The 19,567-nt window shown below is 62.7% G+C and carries 16 protein-coding genes; 11 read left to right on the forward strand and 5 right to left on the reverse strand.

Features of this window, described 5'->3' with window-relative positions; translation table 11 throughout:
- Positions 1-44: 44 nt before the first annotated feature.
- On the forward strand, positions 45-1,973 hold the full coding sequence (gene ftsH, locus EB230_RS07075) for an ATP-dependent zinc metalloprotease FtsH (RefSeq protein WP_056575458.1): 1,929 nt from the start codon (positions 45-47) through the stop codon (positions 1,971-1,973).
- A gap of 281 nt (positions 1,974-2,254) precedes the next feature.
- On the opposite strand, the gene EB230_RS07080 is transcribed toward ftsH, so the two are convergent.
- Both EB230_RS07080 and EB230_RS07085 read right to left on the reverse strand, forming a co-directional pair.
- Positions 2,255-2,707: a hypothetical protein gene (locus tag EB230_RS07080; RefSeq protein WP_065005507.1), complete on the reverse strand. Its 453-nt coding sequence runs from the start codon at positions 2,705-2,707 to the stop codon at positions 2,255-2,257.
- Between the two features lie 240 nt (positions 2,708-2,947).
- Positions 2,948-3,781: a hypothetical protein gene (locus EB230_RS07085; protein ID WP_056575464.1), complete on the reverse strand. Its 834-nt coding sequence runs from the start codon at positions 3,779-3,781 to the stop codon at positions 2,948-2,950.
- A gap of 367 nt (positions 3,782-4,148) precedes the next feature.
- Here EB230_RS07085 and glmM point away from each other — a divergent pair, with 367 nt between their 5' ends.
- The 8 genes from glmM (at position 4,149) to EB230_RS07125 (ending at position 14,807) form a co-directional block, all read left to right on the forward strand.
- Positions 4,149-5,501 carry a phosphoglucosamine mutase gene (gene glmM / locus EB230_RS07090; RefSeq protein WP_056575467.1) on the forward strand — a complete coding sequence of 451 codons (1,353 nt, stop codon included), beginning with the start codon at positions 4,149-4,151 and terminating at the stop codon, positions 5,499-5,501.
- A gap of 249 nt (positions 5,502-5,750) precedes the next feature.
- A complete protein-coding gene (locus tag EB230_RS07095; RefSeq protein ID WP_056575471.1) occupies positions 5,751-6,608 on the forward strand; it encodes an outer membrane protein in 858 nt (285 codons plus the stop codon).
- A gap of 244 nt (positions 6,609-6,852) precedes the next feature.
- Positions 6,853-7,632, forward strand: a complete 780-nt coding sequence (locus EB230_RS07100) for an outer membrane protein (protein WP_056575473.1) — start codon at positions 6,853-6,855, stop codon at positions 7,630-7,632.
- A gap of 201 nt (positions 7,633-7,833) precedes the next feature.
- Positions 7,834-9,009, forward strand: a complete 1,176-nt coding sequence (locus EB230_RS07105; RefSeq protein ID WP_056575476.1) for a phosphoserine transaminase — start codon at positions 7,834-7,836, stop codon at positions 9,007-9,009.
- A 64-nt stretch (positions 9,010-9,073) separates the two neighbouring features.
- Positions 9,074-10,675, forward strand: coding sequence for a phosphoglycerate dehydrogenase (gene serA, locus EB230_RS07110; protein ID WP_056575479.1), 1,602 nt, complete (start codon positions 9,074-9,076; stop codon positions 10,673-10,675).
- A gap of 452 nt (positions 10,676-11,127) precedes the next feature.
- A complete protein-coding gene (locus EB230_RS07115) occupies positions 11,128-11,823 on the forward strand; it encodes a gluconate 2-dehydrogenase subunit 3 family protein (RefSeq protein WP_246738977.1) in 696 nt (231 codons plus the stop codon).
- 3 nt (positions 11,824-11,826) lie between these two features.
- A complete protein-coding gene (locus tag EB230_RS07120; protein ID WP_056575485.1) occupies positions 11,827-13,593 on the forward strand; it encodes a GMC family oxidoreductase in 1,767 nt (588 codons plus the stop codon).
- Complete coding sequence (locus EB230_RS07125; protein WP_056575487.1) at positions 13,590-14,807, forward strand: cytochrome c; 1,218 nt, start codon at positions 13,590-13,592, stop codon at positions 14,805-14,807. The genes EB230_RS07120 and EB230_RS07125 overlap by 4 nt, the downstream gene beginning before the upstream one ends.
- A 4-nt stretch (positions 14,808-14,811) precedes the next feature.
- Here EB230_RS07125 and EB230_RS07130 read toward each other — a convergent pair whose 3' ends face one another.
- The gene (locus EB230_RS07130) at positions 14,812-15,720 is read right to left on the reverse strand and encodes a DMT family transporter (RefSeq protein ID WP_056575492.1); all 909 of its coding nucleotides are present in this window, start codon (positions 15,718-15,720) and stop codon (positions 14,812-14,814) included.
- A 213-nt stretch (positions 15,721-15,933) separates the two neighbouring features.
- On the opposite strand from EB230_RS07130, the gene EB230_RS07135 reads away from it, so the two are divergent.
- Positions 15,934-17,232 carry an adenylosuccinate synthase gene (locus EB230_RS07135; protein WP_056575495.1) on the forward strand — a complete coding sequence of 433 codons (1,299 nt, stop codon included), beginning with the start codon at positions 15,934-15,936 and terminating at the stop codon, positions 17,230-17,232.
- A gap of 75 nt (positions 17,233-17,307) precedes the next feature.
- Positions 17,308-18,999: a hypothetical protein gene (locus EB230_RS07140; protein ID WP_056575497.1), complete on the forward strand. Its 1,692-nt coding sequence runs from the start codon at positions 17,308-17,310 to the stop codon at positions 18,997-18,999.
- Between the two features lie 26 nt (positions 19,000-19,025).
- Here the strand turns inward: EB230_RS07140 and EB230_RS07145 are convergent, their stop codons facing one another.
- Both EB230_RS07145 and EB230_RS07150 read right to left on the reverse strand, forming a co-directional pair.
- Entirely contained in the window at positions 19,026-19,325 is a 300-nt protein-coding gene (locus EB230_RS07145; protein ID WP_056575500.1) for a CcdB family protein, read from the reverse strand.
- Positions 19,325-19,567: a type II toxin-antitoxin system CcdA family antitoxin gene (locus EB230_RS07150; RefSeq protein ID WP_056576468.1), complete on the reverse strand. Its 243-nt coding sequence runs from the start codon at positions 19,565-19,567 to the stop codon at positions 19,325-19,327. Before EB230_RS07150 ends, EB230_RS07145 begins: the two co-directional genes overlap by 1 nt.

A 19,567-nucleotide genomic window follows, 5' to 3' on the forward strand; every position in this document is an offset into this window, starting at 1 on the left:
CCTCTCATGATGCTGTCCGTCCGCGGACACCAACGGGACAATTGATGAATCCGAACTATCGCAACCTCGCGCTCTGGGCGATCATAGCGGTCCTGCTCATCGCTCTCTTCAATCTGTTCCAGACGCCGCAGACGCGTGGGGCTTCGAGCGATGTGCCTTATTCGCAGTTCCTGCAGGATGTCGCGGCCGGCCGGGTCAAGACGGTGACCATCGCGGGTGCCCGCATCACCGGTACCTACACCGACAATTCCAGCGGCTTCCAGACCTATTCGCCCGGCGATCCCCAGCTGGTGTCGCGGCTGCAGGACAAGAACGTCACCATCAACGCGCGGCCCGAGACCGACGGCTCCAATTCGCTGTTCGGCTACCTGATCTCGTGGCTGCCGATGATCCTGATCCTCGGCGTCTGGATATTCTTCATGCGCCAGATGCAGTCCGGCTCCGGTCGGGCCATGGGTTTTGGGAAGTCGAAGGCCAAGCTTTTGACGGAGGCGCATGGCCGCGTCACCTTCCAGGACGTCGCCGGCGTCGATGAAGCCAAGGAAGACCTGGAGGAGATCGTCGAGTTCCTGCGCGATCCGCAGAAGTTCCAGCGCCTCGGCGGCAAGATCCCACGCGGCGTGCTGCTTGTCGGCCCTCCGGGTACCGGCAAGACGCTGCTCGCCCGCTCGGTCGCCGGCGAAGCCAACGTGCCGTTCTTCACCATCTCCGGTTCGGACTTCGTCGAGATGTTCGTTGGCGTCGGCGCCAGCCGTGTCCGCGACATGTTCGACCAGGCAAAGAAGAATGCGCCCTGCATCATCTTCATCGACGAAATCGACGCCGTCGGTCGCCATCGCGGTGCCGGTCTCGGCGGCGGCAATGACGAACGCGAGCAGACACTGAACCAGTTGCTGGTCGAGATGGATGGTTTCGAATCCAACGAAAGCATCATCCTGATCGCGGCCACCAACCGTCCCGACGTGCTCGATCCGGCGCTGCTCAGGCCGGGCCGTTTCGACCGCCAGGTGGTGGTGCCGAACCCCGATATCGTCGGCCGCGAGAAGATCCTCAAGGTACATGTGCGCAACGTGCCGCTGGCGCCCAATGTCGACCTCAAGGTCGTCGCGCGCGGCACGCCGGGCTTCTCTGGTGCCGACCTGATGAACCTAGTCAACGAATCCGCGCTGATGGCGGCGCGGCGCAACAAGCGCCTTGTCACCATGGCCGAGTTCGAGGACGCCAAGGACAAGATCATGATGGGCGCCGAGCGACGCTCGTCGGCCATGACCCAGGCCGAGAAGGAGCTGACCGCCTATCACGAGGCCGGCCATGCCATCCTGGCGCTCAATGTGCCGTCGGCCGACCCGCTGCACAAGGCCACCATCATCCCGCGTGGCCGCGCGCTCGGCATGGTCATGCAGTTGCCGGAAGGCGACCGCTATTCGATGAGCTACAAGTACATGATCTCGCGTCTCGCCATCATGATGGGTGGCCGCGTCGCCGAGGAGTTCAAGTTCGGCAAGGAGAACATTACCTCGGGTGCGTCCTCGGACATCGAGCAGGCGACCAAGCTGGCGCGTGCCATGGTCACGCGCTGGGGCTTCTCCGACAAGCTCGGCCATGTCGCCTATGGCGACAACCAGGAAGAGGTGTTCCTCGGCCATTCGGTGGCGCGTACGCAGAACATCTCGGAAGAGACCGCGCAGATCATCGACGCCGAAGTGCGCCGCCTGATCGACGAGGCCTATTCGACGGCGAAGTCAATCCTGACCAAGAAGAAGAAGGAATGGATCGCGCTGGCGCAGGGCCTGCTCGAATACGAGACGCTGTCGGGCGACGAGATCAAGCAGCTGATCGCCGGCCAGAAGCCCGCGCGCGACCTCGGCGACGACACGCCGCCCAGCCGTGGGTCGGCGGTGCCGAAGTCCGGCGGTCGCCGCAAGAAGGGCCCCGAGCCCGAAGGCGGCATGGAACCGCAGCCGTCGAGCTGAGGTTCGCGCGAGAGAGACTGATCGAGAAACGCCGCGGCTTGGTCCGCGGCGTTTTTGTTTGGATTTCGACTCGTCAGCGATCTTGCGTCCAAAGCTTTGGCGATCGGGAGAAACCCGGGCTCAGCCGATCTCCCCCGTGGGGGGCCCAGTGGGGGAGATTGGCAGCGTCGCCGGCCGCGCGTCTCCCCAGCGCAGAATGGGATTCTTCCTGAAGCCGCCAACGGAAAGCCCGCGAACCTTGCGGCTCGCGGGCCTTTGATTTCTTCAGATGCCGCTGGCGATCAGCTCTTCAGCTTGGCATTGCACAGGCTGTAATAACCGCCGCCCTTCTGGATCCAGCGAAGGCCGTTCAACGTACCCGCCTCCTTGTTGCCGTGATAACCCTGCAGGCACGTCTTCATCCGTGCCTTCGCGGGCTTTTCGGTCTTGAACTCGGCGGCGAGGGTGGTCGGGAATGTCACGCCCGCCGGGGCTACGCTGGGGGCGACCGCCGCGCTGGTTTCCGTTTCCGGCGGCAGCGCGGTTTTGACCGTATCAGCGCTGACACTCTCCGCTGCTGGCGTGGCGCATTTCTCCTTGCGGAAAGCGGCCCAGTCCATGCCGTTCAGAGTGCCGCCTTCCTTGGCTGTCCGATAGGTCTCGCCGCATTCCTTCATCGTCAGTGCACTTGCAGGGGCGACGCCGCAAGCAACCAATACCGTCACAGCCAATACCGCCAATTTCAAACCACGCATAAGACCCTCCCTGGTTGATAACAAGTTTGGCGTCTCTTTGTATATGGTTTGTTCTTCATATGTTCAACCAGAATCTTTGCGGGGCAGCCAACTGTCGTTGTGCAGTGTGAGCGAATTGATGATGCCGACAGCTTCCGTGATATGGAGATGCGGGTAGGGTCGCGGGCGTCTTCGCGCGTAACAAAAAGCCCGCGCATCGCGAGATGCGCGGGCTTTCGTTCGGGGAAAATGGCTACGCGATCAGCCCTTCAGCTTGGCGTTGCACAGGCTGTAGAAGCCGCCGCCCTTCTGGATCCACTTCAGGCCGCCAAGCGCGTTGGCATCCTTGAGCACATAGTACTGGTCGAGGCAGGTATGCATGCGGCCCTTGCCGGGGGTCTCGCTGGCATACTTAGCCGAGATCGCGGACGGGAAGGTGACGCCCTTGGGCGCAACCGTCGTCGGCTTTGCCGGCTCGTTGGTGTAGTTCGCTTCGCTCGGAGCAGGCACGCTGTCGTCATCCGAGGCGGCGGCACCGCACTCGGCCTTGCGGAAGTCGTTCCACTTCTGGCCCTTCAACGTGTTCGCCGTTTTGGCCGCCTGGTACTTGGCGCTGCACTCGGCCATGGTCAGGCCCTTGCCGTCGGCGGCAGCAGCGGCCTTGGTGGTCGCCGGCTTGGTGGTGGCGGCGGCGGCGGATGCGCCGGCGGCGCACTCGGCCTTGCGGAAGTCGTTCCACTTCTGGCCGTTCAGCGTGCCGGCGGCCTTGGCCGCCTGGTACTTGGCGCTGCATTCCTTGGCCGTCAGGCCCTTGGCGGCGCTGTCGTCAGCGGCCGCTGCCTTGGCGGCCTTGGCCGGCTTGGTCTCGGCCGCCTTCTTCGTGTCGGCCGGCTTGGTGTCCGTGGTGGCAGCCGCGTCGGTGCCGCACTGCGCCTTGCGGAACTGGTTCCAGGTGGCGCCAGCAAGTGTCCCCGCGTCCTTGGCCGCGTTATATTTCGTGCTGCACTCGGCCATCGTCAGCGCGTTGGCTGGCGCAGCCAGGAACAACGTCACTACGGCGAGGCCGGTCAGAGTGGCAAGTCGGTGGATGAGCATAGCGTTTCTCCGTTGCTGCAGCCCATTATACGTCCCTGCGAATCAATAACGCTCAACGATCGGTTGCGCCAGATGCTAAGTGAGGTATATATCGCCGGAGGGCCGATCCTCCCGATAAGGTGATGAAATCATTGCCCCTTGCCGGGCTGGAAACAAGATTTTCCGCGTGCACCCGCGCCGAATAGCTCGCATAACTGGTATGTTGCAGTGCTACAGTTCCATCATGTTACGCTGGGCGTTCTTGTGTGCGGTGCACAACAAGGATTTTCTAAGGATTGGTAACATATAATCACACAATGTGATCATGGCGGACCTCCCAATTGTGGCATGAGACGCCGGCAAAGAACCGTCAGGGAATCTAACCAGCATGGCAGGGAATTACTTCGGCACGGACGGCATTCGCGGACGCGCCAACAAGTTTCCGATGACCGCCGAAATCGCCATGCGTGTCGGCATGGCTGCCGGCCTTTCTTTCCAGCGCGGCAGCCACCGCCATCGTGTCGTTCTCGGCAAGGACACCAGGCTTTCCGGCTACATGATCGAGAATGCCATGGTGGCCGGTCTTTGCGCCGCCGGCATGGATGTGTTCCTGCTCGGCCCGATTCCCACGCCGGCTGTCGCGATGCTGGTTCGTTCGCTGCGCGCCGATATCGGTGTCATGATCTCGGCATCGCACAACCCCTACTACGACAACGGCATCAAGCTGTTCGGACCAGACGGCTACAAGCTCTCCGACGAGATCGAAGAGCGCATCGAGAGCATGCTCGACAAGGATATCGAACTCTCACTCGCCGATTCCGACGGGCTTGGCCGGGCCAAGCGCGTCGACGGCGTGCATGACCGCTACATTGAATTCGCCAAGCGCACCTTGCCGCGCTCGATGTCGCTTTCGGGTCTGCGGATCGTCGTCGATTGCGCCAACGGCGCGGCCTACAAGGTGGCGCCCGAGGCGCTGTGGGAGCTTGGCGCCGAAGTCGTGGCCATCAACGTCGAGCCCAACGGCTTCAACATCAACAAGGAATGCGGCTCGACCCATCCGGCCGGCCTGCAGAAGAAGGTGCATGAAGTGCGCGCTGATATCGGCATCGCGCTCGATGGCGATGCCGACCGTGTCGTCATCGTCGACGAGAATGGCGCGATCGTCGATGGCGACCAGATCATGGCGCTGATCGCCGAGTCCTGGCACCAGAGCGGACGGCTTGCCGGCGGCGGCGTCGTGTCGACGGTGATGTCCAATCTCGGTCTCGAACGCTTCCTCGGCGACATGAAGTTGCAACTCCACCGCACCAAGGTCGGTGACCGCTACGTCGTTGAACATATGCGCGCCCATGGGCTCAATGTCGGCGGCGAGCAGTCGGGCCACATCGTGCTGTCGGATTTCTCGACCACCGGCGATGGCCTCGTGTCGGCGCTGCAGGTGCTGGCCTGCATCAAGCGGCAAGGCCGCCCGGTCAGCGAGTTGTCGAAGAAGTTCGAGCCGGTGCCGCAACTTCTGAAGAACGTTCGCATCGCCGGCGGCAAGCCGCTCGAGGAAGCTCCGGTCAAGGCCGCGATCGAGGATGCGCGCAACCGTCTCGGTAAGGCCGGCCGGCTGGTCATCCGTCCTTCCGGCACCGAGCCGCTGATCCGGGTCATGGCCGAGGGCGACGATCCGCAACTGGTCGAGGCCGTCGTCAACGACATCGTCGAAGTCATATCGGAAACCCGCAGCGCCGCCTGATTTCCGCCGCCCCCAGGGCGTCATAGCCGCCTCTGCCGCATACAGGCCCGCCTTCCGGCGGGCTTTCTTGTTGGCCGGAGAGCCGGTCTCCGGTTGTCGAAACTAGCTTCTGAATCCCTTGGATTTTAGCGATTCGTGGTTAATCGACAGGGTTAAACGCGTTTTAACTTTTGCAATTCATTATCCACGCCTGAAAGCCAATCTCATTCGGACGCGATCGCGTTACGAGGGTTCCTAGGGGTGACAAGCATGTTCAATACAGCAAGAAAGGCCCTGTTCGCGTTGCTGTTCGCGGGCCTTGCCTGGCCAGTGTTCGCAGCCGACCTGCCAGAGCCGCAGGTCGAAGAAGCGCCGCCGCCCGTCTACGAGCAGCCGGTCGACGTCGGCGGCTGGTATATCCGCGGCGATATCGACTATCACAAGTCGAATCTGTCCGGCATCGACTATATGACCTATACCGTCGACCCCTGTAATTGTACGGTGACGCCGGGCAGCAAGAGCTTCGACTATGGCAAGCTCAAGGGCGGCTTCTCGCTCGGCGCCGGCGTAGGCTACAAGATCAACGATCACTTCCGCACCGATTTGACCGCCGACTACTGGTTCAAGTCGAATTTCAGCGGTCAGACAACGGGCACGGCTGGCGGTTCGCCAGTCTTGGTCTCGTCGGCTGAGTCGTCGAAAATGAGTGCCCTTTTGCTGCTTGCCAACGCCTATGTCGACATCGGTACCTGGCACGGCATCACGCCCTATGTAGGCGCTGGCATCGGCGGCGCGCGTGTCAAGTGGGATACTGTCTATGACCCGACCCCGGGCGCTACCGAGCGCAATACCGGTGCATCCAACTGGCGTTTCGCCTACGCCTTGATGGCCGGCGCGTCCTACTGCCTGACCGACAAGGTCATCCTCGATGCCGGCTATCGCTTCTCCCATATCCAGGGTGGCCGCATGTTCGAGTGGGATGTGACCAGCTCCGGCCCGGGCTTCGACCGCGGCATCAACACCCACGAGGTGCGCGGTGGCCTGCGCTATCAGTTCGGCGGCAACAATGGGTGCGCGGCACCGGTGGTGGCCTACCAGCCCGAACCCGAGCCGATCTACACCAAGTAAGAAATCCACTGCTTCGAATATACGTGGAACCGCCCGGCCTGGCCGGGCGGTTTTCGTTTGAGCTGCCGCCAATGAAGTGCCCAGGCAGGCAAAGACAATTTAGGACGTCATGCATTAGCGATAATGAATTCGCTAATGCTCTGTTAGCCTTAACCGCGACTTAACCACTATGGTTAACAATGGTCCTTGAAACGATGGCTGCCGCTTTGATTGCAAGCGCCGCCAAATCCGGGAGTCGGGGACCATGACACTCACATCGCGTATTGTGCTGACGCTTGCCGGATTCGGGCTTTTGCCGCTGACGCCAGCATTGGCCGCCGACTATGATCCGCCGATCTATGTCGACCAAGCGCCCGACTACGTGCCGGTCGAGGTCGGCTCGGGTTGGTATCTGCGCGGCGACGTCTCGTACCTGGCGCAGAAGAGCTTCGAGAATGGGGATTTCACCTTCCCGTCGGCGATCAACAACGAGAACTTCAGCGAGAGCGAAGACGCATATTTTGCGAGCGTCGGCTTCGGATATCATTTCAACGATTACCTCCGCGCCGATGTCAACTTCGGCTATTTGCCAGGTAACAAGGCCAGCTTCGGCTATGACGATACCACGACCGCACCGGCTGGAACGTCGATCGCGGGATCGGGAAACCTGAAGAACTATGCGTTCTCAGGCATACTCAATGGCTATGTCGACCTTGGCACCTATGTCGGAATCACACCGTATGTGGGCGCGGGTGTCGGTGTAGTTAGGAGCAAGCGCAGCGTCTCGGCGAGCTACACCGACGAGGCTGACCCCACCAACGATTTCACCCTTAATGATAGCAAGACCCAGTATTCCCTCGCCTATACGCTGAATGCGGGCCTTGCCTACCAGGTGACGAAGAACGTTTCCGTCGATCTGGGCTATCAGTATTTTTCCGCCCCGAGCGCGGAGTATGTGACGGCCGAAAGCCTGACCTCCTTTCCGGTCAAGAAGGGGATCAGCAATCACCAGGTCAAGGTCGGGCTGCGCTACGATCTCTGGTAGGCCTGCGGCAAACCACGACCTCGGCGGCGGATCCCTGCGGTCCGCCGTTTGCGTTTGAAATCACGCAATCCTGATTGCTGATCGCCGGTATCCCGGCAGCGACAAAAACTTTCCTCTTGACGCCCGAAGCCTGAACGCATATCGCCGTCCGTGGGCCACCCCTCCCCAACGAGGGGCCACTATCTGGAAGGATAGACCACGATGACGACGCATACGAAGCCCGGACTCCGTCCGGCAAACCCCAATTTCTCCTCAGGTCCCTGCGCAAAACGTCCCGGCTGGTCGGTCGAGGCGCTCAAAAATGCCGCGCTCGGCCGTTCCCATCGCGCCAAGATCGGCAAGACCAAGCTCGAACAGGCGATCGAGCTGACGCGCGAAATCCTCCAGGTCCCGGCGGACTACCGCATCGGCATCGTGCCGGCGTCGGACACCGGTGCAGTCGAGATGGCGCTGTGGTCGCTGCTCGGCGAGCGCGGCGTCGACATGGTCGCCTGGGAAAGCTTTGGTTCCGGCTGGGTCACCGACGTGGTCAAGCAGTTGAAGCTGCCCGACGTGCGCAAGCTCGAGGCCGGCTATGGCGAATTGCCGGATCTCACCAAGATCGACTTTGACCGCGACGTGGTCTTCACCTGGAACGGCACGACGTCTGGCGTGCGCGTGCCGAACGGCGATTTCATTCCCGCCGACCGCAAGGGCCTGACTATTTGCGACGCGACTTCGGCCGCCTTCGCGCAAAGGCTCGATTTCGAAAAACTCGATGTCGTCACCTTCTCCTGGCAGAAGGTGCTGGGCGGCGAGGGTGCGCATGGCATGCTGATCCTGTCGCCGCGTGCCGTTGCGCGGCTGGAGAACTACAAGCCCACATGGCCGCTGCCGAAAATCTTCCGCCTGACCTCGGGCGGCAAGCTGATCGAAGGCATCTTCAAGGGCGAGACCATCAACACGCCGTCGATGTTGTGTGTCGAGGACTATCTCGACGCACTCCTTTGGGCGAAGTCGATCGGCGGCCTCGATGCGCTGGTCGCAAGGGCGGATGCCAATGCCGCCGTGCTCGATGGCTTTGTCGGCAAATCCTCCTGGCTGGGCCATCTTGCCGTCTTGCCGGCGACGCGGTCGAATACTTCGATCTGCCTGTCCTTCACAGATCCGGATATCGCGGCGCTCGACGCCGACGGACAGGCGGCTTTCGCCAAGGGTCTTGTGTCGGCGCTCGACAAGGAAGGGGTCGCCTACGACATCGGCTCCTACCGCGACGCGCCTCCCGGCCTGCGCATCTGGTGTGGCGCGACCGTCGAGACCTCCGATCTCGAAGCGCTGCTGCCCTGGCTCGACTGGGCCTTCGCGGCACAGAAGGCGTCGCTGAAAGCGGCTGCCTGAGATTTCAGTGGCGGCCCGCGGGCCGCCCATTCCCGGATCAATCCCATTTTTCAAGGAGGTCGCCATGGCGCCCCGTGTTCTCGTCTCCGACAAACTCTCTCCCACCGCCGTACAAATCTTCAAGGATCGCGGTGTCGAGGTCGACTATCTGCCCGATCTCGGCAAGGACAAGGAAAAGTTGCTCGAGGTGATCAGCCAGTATGACGGCCTCGCCATCCGCTCGGCGACCAAGGTCACCGAAAAGCTGATCAACGCCGCCACCAGGCTCAAGGTCATCGGACGCGCCGGCATCGGCGTCGACAATGTCGATATCCCGGCGGCGAGCCGCAAGGGTATCATCGTGATGAACACGCCCTTCGGCAATTCGATCACGACGGCCGAGCACGCCGTGGCGATGATCTTCGCGCTCGCCCGCCAGATCCCGGAAGCCAACGCCTCGACCCATGCCGGCAAGTGGGAGAAGAACCGTTTCATGGGCGTCGAGATCACCGGCAAGACGCTGGGCGTCATCGGCTGCGGCAACATCGGTTCGATCGTCGCCACGCGTGGCGTCGGCCTGAAGATGCATGTCGTTGCCTTCGATCCGTTCCTGTCGGACAAGCGCGCCGAGGAGCTCGGCGTCGACAAGGTGGAGCTCGACGAGCTCTTCGCCCGCGCGGACTTCATCACGTTGCACACGCCGCTGACCGACAAGACGCGCAACATCATCGATGCCGGGGCAATCGCCAAGATGAAGAACGGCGTGCGCATCATCAATTGCGCCCGCGGCGGACTGGTCGTCGAGGCCGATCTGATCGCGGCTCTGAAGAGCGGCAAGGTGGCGGGCGCCGGCATCGACGTGTTCGAGGTCGAACCGGCCGAGCAGAACCCTCTGTTCGGCATGGAAAACGTGGTGGCCACGCCGCATCTCGGCGCCTCCACGGCGGAAGCGCAGGAGAACGTCGCGCTGCAGGTCGCCGAACAGATGTCGGACTACCTGATCAAGGGCGCCGTCTCCAATGCCATCAACATGCCGTCGATCACGGCGGAAGAAGCGCCGCGGCTGAAGCCGTTCGTCAAGCTCGCCGAAGTGCTCGGCGCCTTTGTCGGCCAGGTCACCGAGGATCCGATCAAGGAGGTCGAGATCCTGTTCGACGGCTCGACCGCGACGATGAACACGCGCGCGCTGATCAGTGCCGCCCTTGCCGGGCTGATCCGGCCGCAGGTCGCCGACGTCAACATGGTTTCGGCGCCGATCATGGTGAAGGAGCGCGGCATCATCGTCGCCGAGGTCAAGCGTGACAAGTCGGGCGTATTCGACGGCTACATCAAGCTCACCGTCAAGACCGAGCACATGACGCGTTCGATCGCCGGCACCTGCTTCTCCGACGGCAAGCCGCGCTTCATCCAGATCAAGGGCATCAACCTCGACGCCGAGGTTGGCCAGCACATGCTCTACACGACCAATGCCGACGCGCCCGGCATCATCGGCCTGCTTGGCACGGTGTGCGGCGAGAATGGCGTCAACATCGCGAACTTCCAGCTTGGCCGTAACCGGCCGGGCGGCGACGCCATCGCGCTGCTCTATCTCGATGCGCCGTTCCCGGAAAAGGTGCTGGAGCAGGTGCGGGCGCACACGTCGATCGACTCGGCCAAGCGGCTGCAGTTCGACGTGGGCGGGGTCTAGACCTGGTATCCTCATAACCGGCAAGCGTATCCTCCTGAAACGCGGCCCGCGTGCTTTGGCAAGCACGTGGGCCGTTTCAGTTTTGGCAGCTCGTGCCACCTCGAGGCGAACGTTGGCTTGCCTGTTTCCTGGCAATTTCGGCGTTCGTGCAGCTATGTTTAACCTCCGGCGAGCAGCGGAGCCAGTCCAAGGATCACCTTTCATCTCCCGGTAAATTAGGAAGCCCGACAAGCAGAAAGCCTGGCTCACTCTAACGATTTTGTGATCTGCTTGACGATCCCGCTTTCTTTCCTCACTTTGTCATCTATCGACTCGCGTGAATTAAACTTTACTAGTTTCATCATGATTTGTGCGCCCTTTTTAGAGGTGCGCCCGTTGTTGTCGAGGTGTCGACGATGGACCATCACAATACTGTCCGACTGAACCGACGTCTTTTCCTGTCTTCAGTCGCGATGTTTACCGTGACGGCTACCTCGGCCGGCCTTGCCCGCTCGTTCTCGGGGTCCTTGCCTTGGGCGCCCATGTCGGCCAATCCGCCGATGCGGGTCGTCCCTGGCGGCTGGCAATTCTTCTCGCCGCAGGAGGCGGCCCTGGTCGAGGCTATCGTCGATCGTCTCGTTCCCGCCGACGATCTCAGCGTGGGCGGCAAGGAGGCCGGCTGCGCCGTCTATATCGACAGTCAGTTGACGGGCGCGTTCGGAACTTCAAGCCGGCTCTACACGCAAGGGCCGTTCCTGCCGGGATTGCCCACGCAGGGATATCAGGACGAGGCCAATCCCGCCCAGCGTTACCGCGCCGGGCTCGCGGCCATAGACGCTTTCCTGAAGCAGCGGGACGGCAAGACATTTATCCAGCTTCAGCCGGCCGAGCAGGATGCATTCCTGACCGACATGGAGGCTGGAAAGGTCGAATTGCCTGATGGCGTCAAGGCCACCGGCTTCTTCGGACTTCTGTTGCAGAACACCATGGAAGGGTTCTTTGCCGATCCGGTCTATGGCGGCAACAAGGACATGGTGTCGTGGCGCATGCTCGGCTTTCCCGGCGCGCGCTATGATTATCGGGATCATGTCAGCAAGCACAATCAGCCTTATCCCAGGCCGCCCGTGTCCATCGAGGGCAGCCCGGAATGGCGTGTAAAAAGGAGCTGACCCATGACGACGATCCTGCCCCGCAAAGATGTCGTCATCGTCGGCCTCGGCTGGACCGGGTCAATTCTCGCGCATGAATTGACCGATCAGGGGCTGGACGTGCTGGCAATCGAGCGCGGTCCGTGGCGTGACACGGCAACCGATTTCAACATCGGCTATGCGCAGGATGAGTTGCGCTACAGCGTTCGGCGCGACCTGTTCCTGCAGCCCGCCGTGGAAACCATGACAATGCGCAACGATACGTCGCAGACGGCACTGCCAATGCGCGATTTCGGGTCCTTCCTGCCCGGCAACGGTGTCGGTGGCGCAGGCGTGCACTGGAACGGCCACACCTGGCGCTTCTGGGATTCAGACTTTCAGATCAAGACCAACCTGACACGGAAATACGGGGCGGCAAGGATCGCGGACCTTCAGGTCGAGGACTGGGGCGTGACCGGTGCCGAAATGGAGCCCTACTACGACCAGTTTGAATATCTGGCGGGAATTTCGGGCAAGGCCGGCAATATCAAGGGCAAGTTGCAGGAAGGCGGCAATCCGTTCGAGGATCCAAGGGCGCGGGACTATCCGAACCCGCCGATGGAGATGACCTACGCGCCGACCCTGTTCGCCAATGTTGGCCGCTCGATCGGTCTGCACCCGTTCCCGACGCCGTCCGCCAACATGTCACGGACCTATGTCAATCCGCTTGGCATCACCATGGGGCAGTGCACCTATTGCGGTTTCTGCGAGCGTTTCGGCTGCGCCAACTATTCCAAGTCGAGCGCCCAGACCACCATCCTTCCCGTGCTGATGAGGAAGGCCAATTTCGAGGTCCGGACAGACAGCGAAGTGCTGCATGTCGATCTCGCCGCCGGCGGCAAGTCGGCGCGCGGCGTGACCTATGTGGACTCCTCGGGGCAGGAATTCTTCCAGCCGGCCGATCTCGTGCTGTTGTGCGCCTACGGCCTGCACAATGCGCGATTGATGATGCTGTCGGGCATCGGCAAGATCTACGATCCCGCCACCGGCGAGGGAACGGTCGGCCGCAATTACTGCTACCAGACCAATGCCGGCGCGCAGGTGTTCTTCGACGACAAGAATTTCAATCCGTTCATCGCCGCCGGCGCGCTCGGCCAGACGATCGATGACTATAATGGCGACGCCTTCGATCATGGAGCGCTCGATTTCGTCGGCGGCGCGGGCATCAACTGCATCCCGACCAACGGGCGTCCGATCGGGACGAGGCCAACGTTGCCCGGCACGCCGAAATGGGGCAGCGCCTGGAAGAGGGCGACCGTCGACGGCTACAAGAGCACGCTCGGCTACTCGTCGCAGGGCAGCAGCTACGCGACGCGCACAAATTACCTAGATCTCGACCCGACCTACAAGGATCGCTTCGGCCGGCCGCTGATGCGCATGACGTTCGATTTTCCCGACAACGATATCCGCATGTCGAATTATGTCAGCGACCGGATGGAGGAGATCGCCAAGGCGCTTGGCGGCAAGCAGTACAACGTCAATCGTCTCAAGAAGGGCTGGAACAGCGTCCCCTATCAAAGCACCCACAATACAGGTGGCGCCATCATGGGGACGGATCCGAAGAAGAGCGCGGTCAACAGCTTCCTGCAAAGCTGGGACGTGCCCAACGTCTTCGTCATCGGGGCATCGGCCTTTCCACAGAATGCCGGCAAGAACCCGACCGGAACGGTAGGCGCGCTGGCCTTCCGTGCCGCCGACGCCATCCGTAACCAGTATCTGCGCAATCCCGGTACGCCGCTGGTGCAGGCATGAGGAGGCTCGCCGTCACGCTTGCCGCCGGCGCCGCGCTTCTGGCGATTGCTCCGGCAATCGCAGCCGACCAGGCGGACCAGATCATGCGCGGCCAGTACCAGGCCGTTCTCGGTGACTGCGCGGGCTGTCACACAAGGCCAGGCGGCAAGCCGCTCGCCGGCGGCCTGCCGCTCGAAACGCCGTTCGGCGCACTGGTGCCTCCCAACATCACCCCCGACCACGAAACGGGCATCGGCAATTGGTCGGAGGCCGATTTCCGCAGCATGATGAAGTCAGGCATCGGCCACGATGGCGTGCGGCTCTACCCCGCCATGCCATACCCCGCCTATACCAGGATGAACGAGCAGGACATTTCAGACCTGTGGGCCTACCTCACCACGGTCGAGCCGGTGTCCAACAAGGTCGAAGCCAATCAACTGCCGTTTCCTCTGAACATCCGGCTGGCGATGTGGGGCTGGAATCTCCTCAACTTCACCGAGGACGGCTTCAAGCCGGACCCTTCCAAGTCGGCGGAATGGAATCGCGGCGCCTATATCGTGCAGGGGGCCGGGCACTGCGGCACCTGCCATACGCCCAAATCCTTCCTCGGAGCCGACCAGGATAGCAGCTTCCTGCAAGGGGCATCGCTGCAGGGCTGGTTCGCGCCCGACATCACCAACAATGCCCAATCCGGCCTGGGGAAATGGTCGCAGGATGATGTGGTCAGCTACCTCAAGACCGGTGTCAACGCGCATTCGATCGCGTCCGGTCCGATGGCCGAGGCCATCGAAAACTCGACCTCGAAAATGACCGATCAGGACCTCAAGGCGGTGGCCGTTTATCTCAAGAGCCTGGGCCCGGACACTGCCATTGTGCCTGTACCGAAGCCCGACGAAGCGCGCATGATCGCGGGCGAGGCGATCTACCATGACAATTGTTCGGCTTGCCATGGAGCCGATGGTGCCGGGGCCGGGGCGCTTTTCCCGGCGCTGGCCGGCAACTCGATCGTCGCGCAGGGCAATACTGAAACGCTTGCCCGGGTGATTCTCGCCGGAAGCCAGGCTGTCCATACGGCCAGCGCACCAACGACACCGGCCATGCCCTCGCTGGCGTGGCGCCTGAAGGATCAGGAAATCGCCGACGTCTTGACCTATGTGCGCAGCAGCTGGGGCAACTCAGCTCCGGCGGTTTCATCCGACGATATCGCGTCGGTCCGCAAGGAATTGCCGCAGTAGCACGTTATCGAAATCGGCGGTCCAGCATCGCCACCTTTCGCCCGCTGTATTCGGCAAGCGCGATGCCGCCCAGCACGAGGACCAGCGCCAGTGCCTGATAGAGCTGGAACGTCTCGCCGACGATCAGCACCGAAAGCAGCGTGCCGAAGATCGGCACCAGGTTGATGAACAGGCCGGCGCGGTTGGCGCCGATCAACTCGTTGCCCCTGATGTAGGTTACCTGCGAGATGACGGAAGCGCCGATCGCGGTATAGACGATCACCGTCCAGCCGCGCGCGTCGGGCGCGACGGCCTTGCCGGCGGCGACCTCCCACAGGAGGAAGGGCAGCGAGGTGATGAGCGCGGCGACTGCCAGGGACAGCATCAGGCTCTGCCAGTGCATCACCGGCTTCAGCCGCAAGCCGACCGTATAGCCGCTGTAGAGGACAACCGCGACCAGCATGATGGCGTCGCCGAAATTGAGCTCCAGCGTCAGCAGCCGGCGCGGGTCGCCGTGGCAGGCGGTCAGGATCACGCCGGCGATGGTCAGCACGACGCCGGCAATCTGCGCCCAACTCACACGCAGGCGGAAGAAGATGAAGTTGGCGAGGATGATCAGGACCGGCATCGCCGCCTGCTCGATCGAGACGTTGATGGCAGTCGTGTAGTTGAGCGCCGTATAGAAGATGGTGTTGAACAGGGTGAAGCCGCTGGCCCCAAGTGCCGCCAGCACCAACCAGTGCCGGCGCACCACCGGCCAATCCTGCCGGATCGTGCGCCAGCCGACCGGCAGCAGGATGGCGACTGCCAGCACCCAGCGCAGGAAGACCAATGTCATCGGCGAGACGTGATCGACCGCCAGCTTCCCGGCCACCGAATTGCCTCCCCACAGCAAGGTGGTGAGCAGCAGGAATATGTAGGCGCTTCGATGCATCGCGGAATTCCGGCCGCGGCGGGTGTGCCGGGGTGTTTGCCGGCCTATTGCCCCCGCCAGCCCAAGTAAATGATGTCAAAGCCGAAAATTGTTGTGCCTCAGGGCATTTTAGGCGGCAAAGAGAGGTCGCACTCGCGAGGTCTTGACGCTATAGAGGCCTGTCGTTTCGAACCATATCCAGGCCGCTCGGCGGCATCTCAAGGGAAAAGAAACATGGCCAATGTGGTGGTCGTCGGCTCGCAGTGGGGTGACGAAGGCAAGGGCAAGATCGTCGACTGGCTGTCGGAGCGCGCCGATGTGGTGGTGCGTTTCCAGGGTGGCCACAATGCCGGCCACACGCTGGTCGTCGACGGCAAGGTCTACAAGCTGTCGCTGTTGCCGTCCGGTGTCGTGCGGCAGGGCAAGCTGTCCATCATCGGCAATGGCGTGGTCTTCGACCCGCATGCTTTCGTGGCCGAAGTGGCGAAACTCAAGGCGCAGGGCGTCGAAGTGGCGCCGGATCGCCTGAAAATAGCCGAAAACACGGCGCTTATCCTGTCGGTGCACCGGGAGTTGGACGGATTCCGCGAGGACGCCGCCTCAAATTCCGGAACGAAGATTGGCACGACCCGCCGAGGTATCGGTCCGGCCTATGAGGACAAGGTGGGTCGGCGCGCGGTGCGGGTGATGGATCTGGCGGACTTGGAAACGCTTCCCCTGAAGGTCGACAGGTTGCTGACGCATCACAATGCGCTGCGCCGTGGGCTTGGCCACGCGGAAGTCACGCATGACGCGATCATGGCGGAGTTGACGTCGGTCGCGGATGAGATCCTGCCCTATATGGACCGCGTCTGGAAAATTCTCGACGACAAGCGCCGCGCCGGCGAGCGCATTCTGTTCGAGGGCGCGCAAGGCACCCTGCTCGATATCGATCACGGCACTTATCCCTTTGTCACCTCGTCCAACACGGTGGCTGGGCAGGCCGCCGCCGGCTCCGGTGTCGGTCCGGGCGCCATTGGCTATGTGCTCGGCATCACCAAGGCCTATACGACGCGCGTTGGCGAAGGTCCGTTCCCGACCGAACAGAAGAACGAGATTGGCGAATTCCTCGGCACGCGCGGTCATGAGTTCGGCGTCGTCACAGGGCGCAAGCGCCGCTGCGGCTGGTTCGACGCGGTGCTGGTGCGCCAGGCGGTCGCCGTCAACGGCATCAAGGGCATCGCGCTGACCAAGCTCGACGTGCTCGACGGGCTGGACGAAATCAAGGTCTGCACCGGCTATCGCCTCGATGGCGAGATGATCGACTACCTGCCGGCCAGCCAGGGCGCGCAGGCCCGTGTCGAGCCGGTCTACGAGACGCTGGAGGGGTGGAAAGGCACCACCGCAGGCGCGCGCAGCTGGAACGACCTGCCGGCACAGGCGGTCAAATATGTCCGCTACATCGAGGAGTTGATCGGCGCGCCGGTAGCACTCCTCTCCACCAGCCCGGAACGGGATGACACGATACTTGTGACCGATCCGTTTCAAGACTAGTTTCTGAAGCCTTTCCGGGCATCGCGGCTGATTTGCGGGGGCCGGCGCGGAAGCAAAATACAGGTCGACTGAAGCATGGCAGATTTCGTTGCTATTCTGAAAAAGGCGCTCGACAAGCACGGTGACGAGACGCCCGAGAAGCGTACGCGCATCTATGACAGCGTTCGTACCATGCTCGCCAAGAAGCTTGCGGACTATTCGCCGCCGCCGGCCGCCGAAGCCATAAACATGCAGAAGCGCTCGCTGGAAGACGCTATCGCGGTCGTCGAGCGGGACTATGCCAAGAGCGTGCCGGAAACAGACCCGCTCGCCGAGCTGGAGCACATCTTTTCCTCCATCGACCGCAACAAGAACCAACCGAGCCACACGCGCCAGCCGGTGAAGGCGGAGCCGGTATGGCCGGCGCCGCCAGCGCCGCCCGCCGCCAAGCCGGAACCCTACCGGCCGGCACCACCGCCCGCCGCCAAGGCCGAGCCGAGCTGGCAGAAGCCCACGCCGGTGCAACCGGCGGCTCCAAACCTTGCCGACCATGCCTTGCCGGGCATGGATGCGGACCAGGACGATGACCGGGCCGATGTCTTCGCGAATGACGAAGAGCCGGAGGCGGGCGATACCTTCCAGCGCCTGCGTCCAGCCGAACGCAAGCGCAGCTATGGCGGGCTGATCGCCGCCGTCGTCGCCCTGTTGGTCGTTGCCGGCGGCGGCTATGGCATCTGGCTGAACAAGGGCGCCTTCAGCAGGATGCTGGGCCTGGACGGCGGCAAGGTTGTCGCCAAGACCGAGCCGGTGAAACCGGCGCCGGCCAAGCCGGCTAGCGACGCAGCGGCGACGCCACCGGCACCGGCAGCCGGCGCCGAAGGAACCAAATTCACGCAGCGCCTGACGCCTGAAGGCGGCGAAACCGATCCCGGCCCGGCCGGCGGGCAGAGCGGCATAGGCGAGGGTGAATCCGTCGCCGCGCTGACGACGCCACCTTCGGCGACCACCGCCCCGGCGGCTCCGCCACCGGTCACCGGCGCGCCGGCCGCAGCTGCACCCGCCGCGGCCGCGCCCGCCGCGACCACGCCCGCGCCGGGTGCCGCGCCCGCGACACCGCCCGCCAACGGAACCGCACCCGCGGCGCCGGCCGATGCCGCCGCCACACCGCCGCCCGCGCCGGCGGGCGCTACGCCCGCGGCACCGGCGGCCGCTCCGGCGACGGAGGCCTCGGTACCGGTCGGCCAGAAGGCGATCTTCTATGAGGAGCGCACCAGCACGGCACAGGGGTCGGCCGAGCCCGGCAGCATCGTCTGGTCGCTGGTGCAGGAATCGCCGGGTGGCGACCTGCCGCCCGAGCCGGCGATCCGTGCCGAGGCGACCATCCCCGGCAAGGACATCCAGTTGCGCATGACCATCCGCCGCAACACCGACCAGACGCTGCCGGCCAGCCATATCATCGAGATGATCTTCCTGACGCCCGACGGTTTCGAAGGCGGCGGTGTCGACAACATCCTGCGCGTCGCCATGAAAAGCTCCGAACAGGATGCCGGCAGCCCGCTGATCGGCATCCCGGCCAAGATCGCCGACGGCTTCTTCCTCGTCGCGCTCAATGACACCAAGGCCGACGAGGACGCCAACATGACCCTGTTGCGCGGCCAGGACTGGATCGACGTGCCGGTGGTCTACAAGACCGGACGGCGGGCACTGCTGACCATGGAAAAAGGCATTCCCGGCGAGAAGGTGTTCGACGAGGCGATCAAGGCCTGGCAGGCGAAGACGGCGGGCTGAGAGAGCGGCGTAACGCTCGCCTTTGTTCAGAAGCCCTGGAACAGCATGTCGAGCGCGGCGACGATGTCGTCGTGATATTTCGTCAGGTTCAGCCGGCTTTCACCCAATTCGCTCGCTGGAACGGTGGCAATCAGGTGTGTCGCCATGACCAGCTTCCGGCCATTGACCTCGAAGATCGGATGAAGTTTTCGCATCGGCGGCGGCACCGCTGCGATCGGAAGAAGCGGGATGACTAACCGTGTCTTGAAATTGTCGAGCAGGTCGGATTGAACGTCGAGCACATAGTTGCCTTCGATACGGCCAGCGAAGACATCATAGCGTGCCATCAGAACTGTCGGTACTCTTCCAAAGGAATGCCGTTCTTTTCGACGTAGTCGTTCCAAGCATCCATTGTGGCCCGGTTCTCAAGCTTCCAAAGCCGTGTTTTTTCCGCAGCCACAGCCTCCGCGATGCCAGCTTCCGCGGCGCGTGAGACATTCACGTCAAGCCCCTTGGCTTCCCTCATGAGGTTCGAGTCGATCGACAGATTTGCAGGCTGACGGATCGCATTCAAGGCAATCTTACGCAT

The organism is Mesorhizobium sp. NZP2234 (genome assembly GCF_013170765.1).
GTDB classification, from domain to species: Bacteria; Pseudomonadota; Alphaproteobacteria; order Rhizobiales; family Rhizobiaceae; genus Mesorhizobium; species Mesorhizobium loti_D.

What these genes read in the sequence shown, in the direction of transcription:
- EB230_RS07115 (WP_246738977.1), top strand. Translation starts at nt 11,128, where the DNA reads ATGTTTACCGTGACGGCTACCTCGGCCGGCCTTGCCCGCTCGTTCTCG.
- EB230_RS07145 (WP_056575500.1), bottom strand. Translation starts at nt 19,325, where the DNA reads ATGGCACGCTATGATGTCTTCGCTGGCCGTATCGAAGGCAACTATGTG.
- EB230_RS07080 (WP_065005507.1), bottom strand. Translation starts at nt 2,707, where the DNA reads ATGCGTGGTTTGAAATTGGCGGTATTGGCTGTGACGGTATTGGTTGCT.
- EB230_RS07150 (WP_056576468.1), bottom strand. Translation starts at nt 19,567, where the DNA reads ATGCGTAAGATTGCCTTGAATGCGATCCGTCAGCCTGCAAATCTGTCG.
- EB230_RS07120 (WP_056575485.1), top strand. Translation starts at nt 11,827, where the DNA reads ATGACGACGATCCTGCCCCGCAAAGATGTCGTCATCGTCGGCCTCGGC.
- EB230_RS07125 (WP_056575487.1), top strand. Translation starts at nt 13,590, where the DNA reads ATGAGGAGGCTCGCCGTCACGCTTGCCGCCGGCGCCGCGCTTCTGGCG.
- EB230_RS07130 (WP_056575492.1), bottom strand. Translation starts at nt 15,720, where the DNA reads ATGCATCGAAGCGCCTACATATTCCTGCTGCTCACCACCTTGCTGTGG.
- EB230_RS07105 (WP_056575476.1), top strand. Translation starts at nt 7,834, where the DNA reads ATGACGACGCATACGAAGCCCGGACTCCGTCCGGCAAACCCCAATTTC.
- ftsH (WP_056575458.1), top strand. Translation starts at nt 45, where the DNA reads ATGAATCCGAACTATCGCAACCTCGCGCTCTGGGCGATCATAGCGGTC.
- EB230_RS07140 (WP_056575497.1), top strand. Translation starts at nt 17,308, where the DNA reads ATGGCAGATTTCGTTGCTATTCTGAAAAAGGCGCTCGACAAGCACGGT.
- EB230_RS07135 (WP_056575495.1), top strand. Translation starts at nt 15,934, where the DNA reads ATGGCCAATGTGGTGGTCGTCGGCTCGCAGTGGGGTGACGAAGGCAAG.
- EB230_RS07085 (WP_056575464.1), bottom strand. Translation starts at nt 3,781, where the DNA reads ATGCTCATCCACCGACTTGCCACTCTGACCGGCCTCGCCGTAGTGACG.
- serA (WP_056575479.1), top strand. Translation starts at nt 9,074, where the DNA reads ATGGCGCCCCGTGTTCTCGTCTCCGACAAACTCTCTCCCACCGCCGTA.
- EB230_RS07095 (WP_056575471.1), top strand. Translation starts at nt 5,751, where the DNA reads ATGTTCAATACAGCAAGAAAGGCCCTGTTCGCGTTGCTGTTCGCGGGC.
- EB230_RS07100 (WP_056575473.1), top strand. Translation starts at nt 6,853, where the DNA reads ATGACACTCACATCGCGTATTGTGCTGACGCTTGCCGGATTCGGGCTT.
- glmM (WP_056575467.1), top strand. Translation starts at nt 4,149, where the DNA reads ATGGCAGGGAATTACTTCGGCACGGACGGCATTCGCGGACGCGCCAAC.